Annotated in this window: 12 protein-coding genes and 1 other RNA gene; 1 reads left to right on the forward strand and 12 read right to left on the reverse strand. The window is 59.4% G+C overall.

Annotation, left to right across the window (positions count from 1 at the left end; genetic code table 11):
• Nucleotides 1–11: 11 nt before the first annotated feature.
• From mraY to rnpB, 8 genes are all read right to left on the reverse strand, one after another.
• Nucleotides 12–1,100, reverse strand: coding sequence for a phospho-N-acetylmuramoyl-pentapeptide-transferase (mraY, locus tag ABXH05_RS01830; protein ID WP_353559521.1), 1,089 nt, complete (start codon nt 1,098–1,100; stop codon nt 12–14).
• Nucleotides 1,100–2,554 carry a UDP-N-acetylmuramoylalanyl-D-glutamyl-2,6-diaminopimelate--D-alanyl-D-alanine ligase gene (locus tag ABXH05_RS01835; protein WP_353559522.1) on the reverse strand — a complete coding sequence of 485 codons (1,455 nt, stop codon included), beginning with the start codon at nt 2,552–2,554 and terminating at the stop codon, nt 1,100–1,102. Before ABXH05_RS01835 ends, mraY begins: the two co-directional genes overlap by 1 nt.
• A 5-nt stretch (nt 2,555–2,559) precedes the next feature.
• Entirely contained in the window at nt 2,560–4,026 is a 1,467-nt protein-coding gene (locus ABXH05_RS01840; protein WP_353559523.1) for a UDP-N-acetylmuramoyl-L-alanyl-D-glutamate--2,6-diaminopimelate ligase, read from the reverse strand.
• 4 nt (nt 4,027–4,030) lie between these two features.
• Nucleotides 4,031–5,809, reverse strand: coding sequence for a peptidoglycan D,D-transpeptidase FtsI family protein (locus ABXH05_RS01845; RefSeq protein WP_353559524.1), 1,779 nt, complete (start codon nt 5,807–5,809; stop codon nt 4,031–4,033).
• Nucleotides 5,810–5,822: 13 nt separating this feature from the next.
• Nucleotides 5,823–6,182 (reverse strand): cell division protein FtsL, encoded by a 360-nt coding sequence (gene ftsL / locus ABXH05_RS01850; RefSeq protein ID WP_043949576.1) that lies wholly within the window; start codon nt 6,180–6,182, stop codon nt 5,823–5,825.
• Nucleotides 6,179–7,261: a 16S rRNA (cytosine(1402)-N(4))-methyltransferase RsmH gene (gene rsmH / locus ABXH05_RS01855; RefSeq protein WP_353559525.1), complete on the reverse strand. Its 1,083-nt coding sequence runs from the start codon at nt 7,259–7,261 to the stop codon at nt 6,179–6,181. The genes ftsL and rsmH overlap by 4 nt, the downstream gene beginning before the upstream one ends.
• On the reverse strand, nt 7,258–7,782 hold the full coding sequence (locus ABXH05_RS01860; protein ID WP_353559526.1) for a division/cell wall cluster transcriptional repressor MraZ: 525 nt from the start codon (nt 7,780–7,782) through the stop codon (nt 7,258–7,260). The genes rsmH and ABXH05_RS01860 overlap by 4 nt, the downstream gene beginning before the upstream one ends.
• Before the next feature lie 371 nt (nt 7,783–8,153).
• An RNA gene (gene rnpB, locus ABXH05_RS01865) (RNase P RNA component class A) lies at nt 8,154–8,525 on the reverse strand.
• Nucleotides 8,526–8,645: 120 nt separating this feature from the next.
• Here rnpB and ABXH05_RS01870 point away from each other — a divergent pair.
• Nucleotides 8,646–9,608, forward strand: a complete 963-nt coding sequence (locus ABXH05_RS01870; protein ID WP_353559527.1) for a quinone oxidoreductase family protein — start codon at nt 8,646–8,648, stop codon at nt 9,606–9,608.
• On the opposite strand, the gene ABXH05_RS01875 is transcribed toward ABXH05_RS01870, so the two are convergent.
• The 4 genes from ABXH05_RS01875 to ABXH05_RS01890 form a co-directional block, all read right to left on the reverse strand.
• Nucleotides 9,598–10,341: a peptidoglycan recognition protein family protein gene (locus ABXH05_RS01875; protein WP_353559528.1), complete on the reverse strand. Its 744-nt coding sequence runs from the start codon at nt 10,339–10,341 to the stop codon at nt 9,598–9,600. The genes ABXH05_RS01870 and ABXH05_RS01875 overlap by 11 nt on opposite strands.
• A gap of 24 nt (nt 10,342–10,365) precedes the next feature.
• Entirely contained in the window at nt 10,366–11,244 is an 879-nt protein-coding gene (locus ABXH05_RS01880; RefSeq protein ID WP_353559529.1) for a DMT family transporter, read from the reverse strand.
• 4 nt (nt 11,245–11,248) lie between these two features.
• Nucleotides 11,249–12,124 (reverse strand): DMT family transporter, encoded by an 876-nt coding sequence (locus tag ABXH05_RS01885; RefSeq protein WP_353559530.1) that lies wholly within the window; start codon nt 12,122–12,124, stop codon nt 11,249–11,251.
• A gap of 88 nt (nt 12,125–12,212) precedes the next feature.
• The gene (locus ABXH05_RS01890; RefSeq protein WP_353559531.1) at nt 12,213–12,887 is read right to left on the reverse strand and encodes a TerB family tellurite resistance protein; all 675 of its coding nucleotides are present in this window, start codon (nt 12,885–12,887) and stop codon (nt 12,213–12,215) included.
• Between the last annotated feature and the right edge of the window lie 54 nt (nt 12,888–12,941).

Raw genomic sequence — 12,941 nt, forward strand, 5'->3', positions numbered from 1 at the left:
TTCTTTTCTTTCTATCGAAGCTTGAGGGTGGAGAGGCCAATCATCGCCAGGATGATGGCAACGATCCAAAAACGAATAACGATGGTGGGCTCGGCCCAGCCAAGTTGCTCAAAGTGATGGTGGATGGGCGCCATCTTGAAGACGCGCTTGCCGGTCAGCTTGAAGGACGCGACCTGCACGATGACCGACAGGGCCTCAACCACGAACAGACCACCGATGATGACCAGAACAAGCTCGTGCTTGGTGGCAACAGCCATGGAACCAATGGCGCCACCTAGAGCAAGCGACCCGGTATCGCCCATGAAAACCATGGCCGGTGGTGCATTGAACCAGAGGAAGCCAAGACCCGCGCCAATGATGGCGCCGCAGATAATGGCAAGCTCACCCGTGCCCAGCACGAAGTGGATCTGTAGATAGTCCGAGAACACGGCATTGCCGATGAGATAGGCAATGAGGCCAAAGCTGGCGGCCGCAATCATGACAGGCACAATCGCCAGACCATCCAGACCGTCTGTCAGATTGACCGCGTTGGACGCACCAACAATGACCAGACCGCCAAACACGATATAGAACAGGCCCAGCTGGATCAGCACATCCTTGAAGAACGGCACAGCAACAGCGCCGCCAAGTCCATCCGTTGAAAGCTGCATCATGAAAACAACAGCGACGAACGCGATGGCAAACTCGATCGCAAGCCGGACGCGGCCCGACACACCCGCATGGCTTGCCCGTGTCACCTTGCGGTAGTCGTCGGCAAACCCCACAAGACCAAAGCCAACCGTGACACCAAGCACCGCCCAGACATATCCGTTGGTAAGATCAGCCCACAGCAACGTTGCAACCACGATCGACATCAGGATCAGTCCGCCGCCCATGGTCGGTGTGCCGGCTTTGGCCACGATATGGCTCTGCGGGCCATCTTCCCGAATGGGCTGGCCCTGCTTCTGTTTCTTCTTCAACCAGCGAATGAATGCCGGGCCCATCAGGAAGGCCACGAGCAGCGCCGTCATGGTGGCGCCGCCAGTTCTGAACGTGATGTAACGGAACACGTTGAAGAAGGAGACCTGATCAGCCAGATCAGCAAACAATATGTAGAGCATCAGACCAGCTCCTCTTTGGTGTTCTTGTTGGATTGGGTCTCGGGCCCAAGATCTTTGAGCGCCTTGAGGACAACCGCCATGCGGCTGCCAAGTGACCCCTTGATCATCACGACATCACCCGGCGCAATTTCGTCGGCCACGCGTGCAGCCAGTTCGGCGGATGTGTCCGCATAGGCACCGCGGACGCCTTTTGGCAAAGCGTCCCAGAGGTTTTCCATCAGGGGGCCGCAGGCAAACACGAGATCAATTTCGTTTTCAGCAATCGGCGCAGCCAGACCCGCATGATCTGCTGGACCCTGGTCGCCCAGTTCCAGCATATCCCCCACCACCGCAATACGGCGACCATGTGGGCCCGGAGGCGTGTTACCAAGCGCCTGCATGACAGCCCGCATCGATGTCGGGTTGGCGTTGTAGCTTTCATCAATGATGAGGAACGATCCGCGCGGCACATCAATTTCGATGCGACTGCCCCGTCCTTCCGGTGGCAACAGCTTGCCAAGCGCGAGGCCGGCCAAAGCCAGATCAGCCCCCAGCTCATGAACACAGGCCAGCATGGCCAGCGAGTTCATGACAATGTGCTCACCGGGCACGCCAAGCTTGTAAGTCATCTCATGATCACAGATCGACGCGGTGACATAGGATGCATCTGATTGAAGCGACATCCGCGTCACCCGGGCATCCGCCAGTTCGGATTTGCCAAAGGCGATGATTTTGCCCGCCCCGCACGCCAGAGCACGTGACCGGAGCCGATCAAAATGCGGATTGTCCTGATTGAGGATCGCGGTTCCACCAGCCTGCAATCCATCAAAGATTTCAGCCTTGGCATCGGCGATCTCCTCAACCGACCCGAAGTTCTCGATGTGGACAGCTTCAACTGTTGTGATGATGACCGCTTCAGGTCGCACCATTTTTACCAGTGGCGAAATCTCGTTGGCGTGATTCATGCCAATTTCAAAAATGCCGTACTGGGCATCTGCAGGCATACGGGCAAGGGTAATCGGCACCCCGATATGATTGTTGTAGGAAGCAACGGATGCGTGCGTCCGGCCCTGCCCGCTTAGAATATGAAGCAGGCCTTCCTTTGTACCGGTCTTGCCGACAGAGCCCGTCACCGCACAGATGCGGGCGCTGCTGCGCGCGCGGGCGGCCAGTCCCAGTTTTTCAAGCGCCTTCAGGGTGTCATCCACCTGCACAAGCGGCGCATCCGGCTTCAACCCGTCAACCGGACGGGAAATCACAGCACAGGCAGCGCCTTTGTCGAGCGCCTGCGCCACATAGTCATGACCGTCATTGCCATCACCCAGCAGGGCAAAAAAGAGGTCGCCGGGCTGCAGCGTACGCGTATCAATGGAAATGCCATGAGCCTGCCATTCGGCATCGCCGAGCAGCGGGGCACCCATGGCGGTTGCCGCATCCTGGGCTGTCCAAAGAGCTTTTGCGGGACTAGAGGTCATGGGCGTTACGCACCCTCCCGAACATCTTGCAGCGCGGCCTTGACCTGCGCGCGATCATCAAATGGACGGACCTCATCGCCCACAATCTGGCCGGTTTCATGACCCTTGCCAGCCACGAGCAAGACATCGCCTTCGCCAAGCCCCTCAAGACCCGCCTTGATGGCTTGCGCCCGGTCGCCAATGTCGCGCGCCCCGGGGGCTGCGGCCATGATTTCAGCCCGAATGGCTGCCGCATCTTCAGAGCGCGGATTATCGTCAGTCACGATGGCTGCATCAGCGAGGCGGACGGCGATCTCGCCCATTTGCGGACGCTTGCCCGCATCACGGTCCCCGCCGCAGCCGAACACAACGACCAACCGACCGGCCGTATGGGGCCGCAGGGCGGTGATGGCAGTCTCAAGGGCATCCGGCGTATGGGCGTAATCCACATAGGCAGCCGCGCCTGTTTTCGAAGTTCCCATCATCTCAAGACGACCGGCAGCGCCTTCAAGGGACGAGAGCGCAGCAAGCGCCCGATCCACCGGCGCTCCTGTTGCCGCAACCAGCCCCACAGCGACCAGCGCATTGGAGGCCTGAAAGTCCCCGACCAGAGGCAGTGCAATGTCATGGGACTGGCCTTTATGCAGGACAGTCAGGTTTTGACCATGAGCCGTCGGCGTCAGCTTTTCGAGCTTCAGGGACGTGCCTTCAAAACCGACCGAGATGACTTTTTGCGCCCGCGCCCAAGCCACCGCTGCAATCTCCTTGGAGAGCGGCGCATCTGCATTCAGCACGACAGTGCCGCCCGGCGGCAGCACTTCACCGAACAGACGCATCTTGGCGTAGGCATAGTCCTCAAACGTCTCGTGATAATCCATGTGATCACGAGTGATGTTGGTAAAGGCCGCCGCGGTCAGCTCAACGCCATCCATGCGATGTTGCACCAGCCCATGGCTGGAGGCTTCAACAGCGACCGCCTGAATGCCTTCCGCAGCAAGCTCGGCGAGTGCCGCATGAAGCGTCACTGGGTCAGGCGTTGTGTGAATGAGCTTGCGCGTTTCACTGGCGGTCATCACCCCCAGCGTGCCAACGGATGCAGCCGGTGTTCCAAGTCGCTCCCAGATCTGGCGCACAAATGAAGCAACCGACGTCTTGCCGTTGGTCCCCGTCACCGCAACGGCTGTGTGCGGCTGAGCATGATAGAAATTGGCCGCCGCCAGCGCGAACCGACGACGCGGATTTCGGTCTGCAATCAGCGTCACATCGGGATAGTCAGCAGGCATGTCCGTTCCCGGCAGCGCAAGAATGGCAACAGCCCCCTGCTCGCACGCCTTGGGAATGAATTTGGCACCGTCTGCCTGCGTACCCGGCAAGGCAGCAAACAGGAAGCCGGGTTTCACCTTGCGGCTGTCTTCGGTGAGGCCTGCAATATCGAGTGTGCCCGCCCCTTGAGGGATGGAGACACGTGCGCCGAGGAGGTGAGCCAGATCCATATCGCTACCTCACCAATCCGGCTTCAACGATCGCGGGACCTGGCATCCGGGTCTTCACAGGGCTGACGCCAAGAATAGGCGCAACGCGGCGAATGACGTTGCCCGCTGTCGGAGCAGCATTCCAACCCGCCGTCGCATAGCCATAGGTGTCTTTTGTAGCTTGCGGCTCATCGAGCAGCACAAGCACAAGATATTCAGGCGCCGACGCAGGAAAAACAGACAGGAAGGACGTGATCAGCCGATCCTTACGGTATCCGCCGCGACCTGGTTTTTCAGCAGTGCCGGTCTTGCCGGCAACTTCATAGCCCGGCACGTCCGCCTTGCTGCCCGTGCCTTCGGATACGACCATGCGCATCAGATCAACCACATCATTGGCAGTGCGCGTGTCCAGCACCCGCTCGCGCTTGGGTTCACGATCGCGCATCGCCAGGAGCGTGGGAGACACTTTGAAGCCGCCATTGGCGATGGCGGATCCAGCGGCAGCCAGTTGCAGCGGCGAGACGGCAAGGCCATGACCAAAGGAGATGGTCATGGTTTCAACCTCATGCCACTGCCGCGGCTTAAGCGGCTGCGCCACTTCTGGAATTTCAAGTTCCGGACGGTCAAGCAGGCCAAGACGCGCCAGATATTCCTTATGCTGAGCAACGCCGATATCCATAGCCATCTTCGCGGTACCGATGTTGGAAGAATGCATGACAACTTCCGGCACCGTCAGCCAGCGCTCTTCCGCGTGGTAGTCATGGATCGTGTGACCGGAAACTTTCAGCGGCTGCCGTGCATCGTAGCGTGAGGTCAATGTTGCGACGCCCGCATCAAGCGCGATGGCGGCGGTAAACACCTTGAAGGTAGACCCCATTTCATAGACAGCACGGGTGGCCGTGTTGAACCGCGCCTTGTCATCAGAGGCCATGGGCGCGTTGGGGTCGTAGTCCGGCAGGGATGCAAGCGCACGCACCTCACCGGTATGCACATCAAGAACAATCCCCACCGCACTCTTGGCGTTGAACGTTTCCATTGCGCTGGCGAGTTCTTCTTCCACCGCATGCTGAACGCCCATGTCGAGCGACAGCACGACAGGCGACGCCTCGTTATAGTCGTCCGTCTGGCGGATCAGATCATCAAGTCCACGTTCGATGCCCGCGATACCGGTATTGTCCATGTCGACATAGCCAAGCACATGCGCCGCTGACATCGCCTTGGGGTACACCCGCTTTGGCTCGCGCTTGAAGGCGATACCCGGCAGGCCCAGCGCGTGCACTGCCGCTTGCTGCCGGGGGCCAAGCTGACGCTTGATCCACTGAAAGGCTCGCCCGCTTGTGAGCTGTGAAATCAGTTTTTCGCGATTGAGGTCCGGCAGCACTGTCAGCAATGCGTCAGCCGTTGCGACAGGCTCGATGACTTTGCGTGCGTCCACATAAAGCGATGGCACGGCAACATCCGTTGCCAGCACATTGCCATTGCGGTCCGTGATCGACGCGCGATGAATCGGGCCGGATTGCACAGGCGCGCTGCGCGCTGTCATTTGCGGCGCGTCCGCAAGCGTAAGCTCAAGAACACGCATCCCAAGAATGACGAAGGCGGCCAGGAAGCAGGCCGCCAGAAGTGCCATTCGGTTGCGACCGTTTTCCGCCGCTTGCGCCTTGGTGCCGGTGAACTCCATCTCCAGCACATCGAACCCTTGCGGGGCGTCACTTGCTGAAGAGGGCCGCTGCCCCCTTGCTGCTACGGTGGGAGCATCAAGATCAATAGTGACCCAGGCGCTGGATGGTGGTGATGCGTTCATTGCCATGCCCCCATCACTGAATATCCGGCCCGGTCATGCCGCCAACACCGGCATAGCCGCCAAGCGACGGATCGGCTTCGAGACCCGGCAACGCCTTGGGACGCGCGGGCAGGTCCGCCATGGTGACAATCTGTGCAGGCGCAAGCGGCTGCAGCTGGGTATGACGTTTGACGAGTTGCTCCAGACGCTCAGGCTGGTTCAGCAGGCTCCACTCGGCACGCAACACCTGAATGGCGTCCTGCTCGGTGGCAAGGTCAGCCGTCAGCGCACGAATTTGCTTCTGCTCTGCCTGCGTCTCGTATTTCACGTGATAGAGCGCAAAGGCCAGCGCCAGCGTGATCATGATGGCTGCAGTATTGACGACACGCATCATGACGCACCTCCAGTACCCGCATGGGCATCAAGCACACCGCTCATCATGCGCGGTAGACCAAGAGCAACCATGCCCGCGTCACTTGCATCCACCGCATGTACAGGGGCGCCCGTGCGTTCCACTGACCGCAGCTTTGCGGACCGGGCGCGCGGGTTGCGATTGATCTCGTCTTCTGTCGGCTCCTGCGCCTTGCGTGTCAGCAGTTTGAACGACGGTGCGGGACCAGAATGCGCCTCAGGCATGTGCCGCGACGGATTGGAGACAGCGCCGGCACGAGATGCAAAGAAGCGCTTCACCACGCGGTCTTCCAATGAGTGGAATGAAACGACAGCAAGCCGGCCACCTTCTGCCAGAAGCTTTTCTGCCGCGATCAAACCGCGTGCCAACTCTCCCAGCTCGTCATTGACGTAGATGCGCAGTGCCTGAAAGACGCGCGTGGCCGGGTGAATACGTTGTGGCTTGCCGCCAATGACGCGCGACACCAGGTCCGCGAGATCAGCGGTGCGGGTAAAGGGCTCGTCTTCGCGACGACGCACAATGGCATTGGCAATGCGCTTGGCCTGACGTTCTTCACCCAGCACTTTGAAAATCTGAGCCAGGTCGCGCGGCTCGTAGGTGTTCACAACGTCCGCAGCACTTGGCGTGTCGCTGGAGCCTGCGTCCATGCGCATATCCAGCGGACCATCATTGCGGAAAGAAAATCCCCGCTCGGCCTGATCCAGCTGCATGGACGACACGCCAAGATCCAGCGCAATGCCGTCCGGCGCCTCGGCCTGCCATGCGCGCAGCACCGGCGGGACCAGATCATCCATGTCACCGAAACAACCCGTGACCAATGCCAAGCGGCCTGAGGAGCTATCAACAAGCACCTGCCCCGCTTCGATGGCATTGGGGTCGCGATCAATCGCAACGACGCGGGCGTCATCAGCCGCATCGAGCATGCCGCGCGTATAGCCGCCATTGCCGAAGGTGCCATCCACATAGATGCCGCCCTTATGCGGCACCAGCGCGTCGAGCACCTGATCCAGCATGACCGGCACATGCGGTTCGTTTTGGGTGGAGGATGCGATGTCGGTCATGCCGCGCCTCCTTCCGGAGCCTTGCGCGGGCGCAAAAGCAGCGCGCGCTTTTCAGCAGCACGTCTGCGCGCATGGGCGCGGTGTTCAGCAAAAGATTTGGGTTCCCAGATTTCAAAGCTGTCGCCCATGCCGACGAAAACCACCGTCTCGCCAAAGCCACCTGTCTCGATCAGGTCCTTGGTGAGCGTCACACGCCCGTCACCATCGAGCGCCAGGGGTGTGGAGCCGGAGAGAAGCGTCGTCGCAAAGTCATCCTGGTCATCGGTGAGCGGGTCAAAGACCTGTTCAATGGCGGACTGGAGCATCTCGATATAGCTCTGGCCGCCACCCTGAATGCAGGGCTTGGAGAGGTGTTCAAAGCAATAGATGCCGTCAAAGGACTCGCCTTCCAGCGCCTTGCGGAATGCCGCAGGCACCGAAACCCGGCCTTTCTTGTCGACCTTGTTCTCATAGGTCGAGACGAACAACGCCACTGCAAAGCCCCCTGATACAGCCACCGAAACCACAAGGTTCAGCAGCACTCCCCTCACACGCGTCCGCTACGGCCAGATACAGGGCCAAAGACGGACTGCCCCAACAGTGATTTGGGACATCATGGGATATCATGGGATTAACTGGGCGTCAACGAAACGGTAGGGTTTTGGGCGGCCTCGGCGAGCCATTTCAGGCACTTAGGGGCCCAAAGCGTTAACGCTTTAAGCTATTGTTATCCTTAGACTTTAAGACTTCGTAAATCGAAGTGTGAACGTAATAGGAACAAACCACTGCAAGTGGAGCCCCTGGCCTGCCCTTGGCCGGTTTACTGACATCGAACCAAATTCACAGGAGCGGTAATCGCGAAGCCCGGATCACGCCCGTGCCCCTGCAAAACAGCCAATTTTTGATAGATATGAGCGTCAGATGGCCTGTAAGCCGGGTTCTGTCCCCGCAACTGGCGAACCAGCCGCGATAGATGGCCATTCATCTGCGACGCCTGTTACCAGACGCCTGGTGCAACCAACCCGGACAGCGGCCCGGAAACGAGCCATGTGCGTGTCCCTATTCGGTCTTGCTCCCGGTGGGGTTTACCTTGCCGCTGCTGTTACCAGCCGCGCGGTGCGCTCTTACCGCACCCTTTCACCCTTACCTTCCAAAGAAGGCGGTTTGCTTTCTGTGGCACTTTCCCTGGGGTCGCCCCCGCCGGACGTTATCCGGCACCGTGCTTCCGTGGAGCCCGGACTTTCCTCCAGTCTGCAAGCAGACCAGCGGCCATCCGGCCATCTGACGCGTTGGCTATAAGCCTGATGGGTGCAGTACTGGTCAAGCTCATTGGCATCTTGCACCCTGACGTGAAGCCACCATGTGACCCAACGTCAGATATTTAAAAACCAAGGAAACGCCTGTCATGAAAGCTGCGGTCTATTACGAAAACGGTCCTCCGTCCGTCCTCAAATATGAAGACGTGCCAGACCCTGAAATGTTCGATGACGGCATTCTGGTCGAGAACAAGGTCATTTCCATTGAAGGCGGTGACACCCTGAACCGGTTGCGGGGCGATCTTGCTGCCAATCCGCACATTGTTGGCTACCAGTCCGCTGGTGTGGTGCTCGAAGTGGGCAAGAACGTGTCAGGCTTTGCGCCCGGCGACGAAGTCGTGTGCATCAACTTCCATGGCAGCCATGCTGAAAAACGCCTGACCCTGCCACAGACGGCGTGGAAAATTCCCAAGGGCATGGACATGAAGCAGGCCTCTGCTGTGCCCATCCCGTTTGGCACTGCTGATGACTGCCTGTTTGAATTCGGACGCCTGAAGTCAGGAGAGACAGCTCTCATTCAGGCCGGCGCCAGTGCCGTTGGCATCGCCGCCATCCAATTGGCAAAACGCGCCGGGGCAACAGTCATCGCCACCGCATCCTCTGAAGCTAAACTCGAAAAGCTGAAGGCACTGGGGCTTGATCACGGCATCAACTATGTCGAGCAGGACCTTGTGGAAGAATCCAAGAAACTCACCGGTGGCAAAGGTGTGGACGTCGTGGTGGACCCCGTTGGCGGCCCGACGCTACAGCAGAGCATTTATGCCCTGGGATATCGCGGACGTGTTTCAACGGTCGGCGATGCTGGTCGCGAGTTCATCAAGTTTGATCTGTCGACGCTGCGCGAAGGCAATCGCTCCATCACCGGGGTTTTCCAGGGCGCTGAAATCTTCACCGACCGGATGCACAATCTCGTGGCAACGCATCTCGATGCTGTTGCCAAGGGCGAGCTGAAAGTTGTGATTGATAGCGAGTACGCCCTAAAGGATGCCGCAGGCGCCCACGAACACATCGAAAGCCGTAAGGCCTTCGGTCGCGTCCTTCTTATTCCGTAGACGGACTTTTCAGGACAGCCAGAAATGCAGCCAGCGTCTTGAGGGTGGATAGATCGGCAATGCCGTCCACACTCTCAGGCCGCTGGCGGCGCTGGAATGCGGTCACCGTCTCCATCGTCGTTTCACCATATGTGCCGTCCACCTCAATGCCATACCCGGCCAGCGCCAGTGCGGATTGCAGGTCACGGACGCCATCACCACTGTCCCCAGGCCCAAGCGTGGGGCCAGCGGTCAGCGGTGCAGGATTAACCCAAAGCGCAAAACCGGCGTCAGCCAGCGTCTTCCACGGAAACTTCTCTCCGGGGTCCGCCTTTCGGCCGGGCGCCACGTCGGAGTGACCAACCACCCTGCCCGGCTGCATCGGCCAGCGCCCGAAAATCTCAGCCATCAGATCAACAAGTGTCGCAATCTGCGGTGCAGGAAAATCCGGGTAGCCAAACTCGTGACCCGTGTTCGCCAGCTCAATGCCGATGGACAGTGAATTGACGTCCGTTTCGCCATCCCACGACGACACGCCCGCATGCCATGCGCGCTCGAACTCAGGCACAAGCGCATAGGCTCGCCCTGCTTCATCGATAAGATAATGCGCGGAGACTTTGGCGTCGGGGTCCTGTAGACGCTCCAGCGCTGCCTCGGCGGTGTCCATGCCGGTGTAATGGATCACCACCATGTCCGGTGCCCGATTATCAGCACGCGTATCAAAATTAGGCGACCAGCGTCCGGCGATATCCATTGATCTTACCCTCTGAGCCCAACTCTAGGCTCCGCGCGTCACACGCTCGGTGAACTCTTTTTCCCGCATGGAGATAATGAGCACACCTGCCAGCGTGATCAAACCACCAATGATCATACGCTCGGTTAACATGTCACCCAGCAGCCAGACACCAAAGGTGACGGTGAACAGCGGCGCAAGCAACGTATAGGGCGCGGTCTGCGAGACCTCATAGCGCTGCAGCAGCCAGTAAATGCCCGCATGCCCCACGAGACTGGACGCAAAAGCGACATAGATGATGCCGCCCCACTCAATCCAGTCGGCACTGGCCATCAAGGCAACCGGGTCGCCTGTCTCGAACAGGAATGTCGCTGCAAGAGAGAACGGCAACGCGACTGTTGCGACCCAGGCCTGCAGCTCGAAGGTGCCAACGCCCTTGATCCGCCGCTGCAGGATTGTGCCAAACGAGCCGACAATGGCCGAGCACAGAACAAAGATCAGACCTTCAATGTAGCTGAACACCCGTGGGTCAAAGCTGATCACCATGACGCCCAGAAAGGCGAGCGTAATGCCAAGCCACCGCCGCCAGCGTATTCGCTCGCCCAGGAACATGACCGAGAAGATGGTGGAAATCGGCACCGCCATTTGCGACGCGATGGCCACCACCGACGCTTCTGCGATGGCGAGGCCGGCGAAGAAGAAGCCAAACCCGATGGGCCCCGCACACAGCGCAATCAGAATGACATCGCGCATGCGTCCCCAGTGAATGGAGAGGAACGGCAGCAGCACCAGTGCTACCAAACCAAAGCGAATTGCCATGAACAGGAATGGCGGAAAATGCTCCAGCGAGCCCTTGCCCGCCACAAGCGCGAACCCCCAGATCAGATTGATCAGGACCATGAAGGCCAGATGCGGCGTCGTCATACGCTCAGGCCTCCTGCGCCGCAGCAGGGTCTGGCGGCTTGCGCAGGGCAATCGCCAGCACACCTGCAAGCGTCATGATACCGCCCACCACCATGCGCCACGACAACTCATCGCCCCACAGGGTGACACCGAAGAAGACACCAATAACCGGCGCCAGTAGCGTGATCGGTGAGATCAACGACACTTCATAGCGTTGCAACAGATAGAACATGGCCGCGTGGCCGAACAGGCTCGCGCCAACAGCGGTGTAGAGAATGGCACTCCACGCCAGCCAGCTCGCATTCAGCGTGGCCGCAAACTCATGCGGCTCGATCAGTGCGGTCAGCAGGAACATCGGCGGCCAGGAAAAAATGGCGATCCATGCCTGAAGCGTAAAGACACCAACGCCTGACAGCTGCCGCATGGTGACCATGCCAACAGCCGCCATGAAGGCTGCCGTAATCACCAGCGCCATACCACCCAGCGAGTCGAAGACCGCCGGATCAAAGCTGATAAGGACGACGCCGGAAAACGCGATTCCCATCCCCAGCCACCGCCGCCACCCAACGGCCTCATGAAGGATGAAAACGGAGAGCAGCGTCGCAAAAGGCACATTGAGTTGGACGCCAATAGCAACCACGGAAACCGTGTCAGAGATATCCAGCGCCGCGAACATCAACGCGAAGTGAATCCCGCCCATGGTCATCGCAACGACAAAGATGCGCCACATCTGGCCCGGCACAATTTTGAGGAACGGAATAAGCGCCAGCGACAGGAGCGCGAACCGCGAGCCAGTCAGCATCATCGGCGACACCTCGACGACCCCAAACTTCGCGACAACGAAGTTGAAGCCCCAGGCAAGGCAGATCAGCAGAATGAGGATGAGATGCGGCGGGGTCATAATACCCAGCGCTCTAACACGCCAAACCGGGAACCGGCGAGCGACACTTTCGCAACGCAGCCGTGCTTCCCCTCCCCTTGAAGTCGGCTCAGGTGATGTCGCGCTGCTTTTTCAGTTCCGCCCACGCCGCATTGATGGCGGCCAGTTTGTCGTTCGCAAGTGCAACAAATTCTTCCGGCACGCCACGCGCCATCATCCTGTCCGGATGATTTTCCGACACCGCCCGGCGATAGGCCTTTTTGAGATCAGCATTGCTCGCATCCGGTGTTACCCCCAGCACCAGGAAGGGGTCAGCCACAGCTTTGCCCGTGTTCGAGGCCTGAATGCGTGCGAATTCAAAATCAGAGAACCCGAAGATCGCGGAAACCTTTTTCAGAAATGCCAGCTCATCGTCATGCACGACGCCGTCGGCCAGCGCGATATGAAACAGGCCATCAACCACGTCTTCCAGCACGCCGGGGCGGTCCTTGAACATGCCGGCCACCTGACGGGCATAGCTTTCAAAGCCTGCCACATCCTGTCGCGCAAGGTTGAACACTCGAGCCACATGAGCCTCATCACCGGGTTCTACGGTGAAAACCTGTGAGAAGGCCTCCACCTCATCCGGCGTCACGATGCCGTCTGCTTTTGCCATCTTGGCGGAGAGCGCAATCACGGCAATGGTGAAGGCAACACCGGACGCGCCTTCGCCGCTTCCGACAAGGCCCCGCAGTGTTTCAAGGACAGACTGTGCCGTCCCGGCGATGCGATCCCACAGACTCATGGGGGCACTGTATAGAGGCATGGACGGCGATGCGACATTGCACACGGCGCCGCA

Origin of the sequence: Pyruvatibacter sp. HU-CL02332 (genome assembly GCF_040362765.1) — a bacterium.
Classification (GTDB): domain Bacteria; phylum Pseudomonadota; class Alphaproteobacteria; order CGMCC-115125; family CGMCC-115125; genus Pyruvatibacter.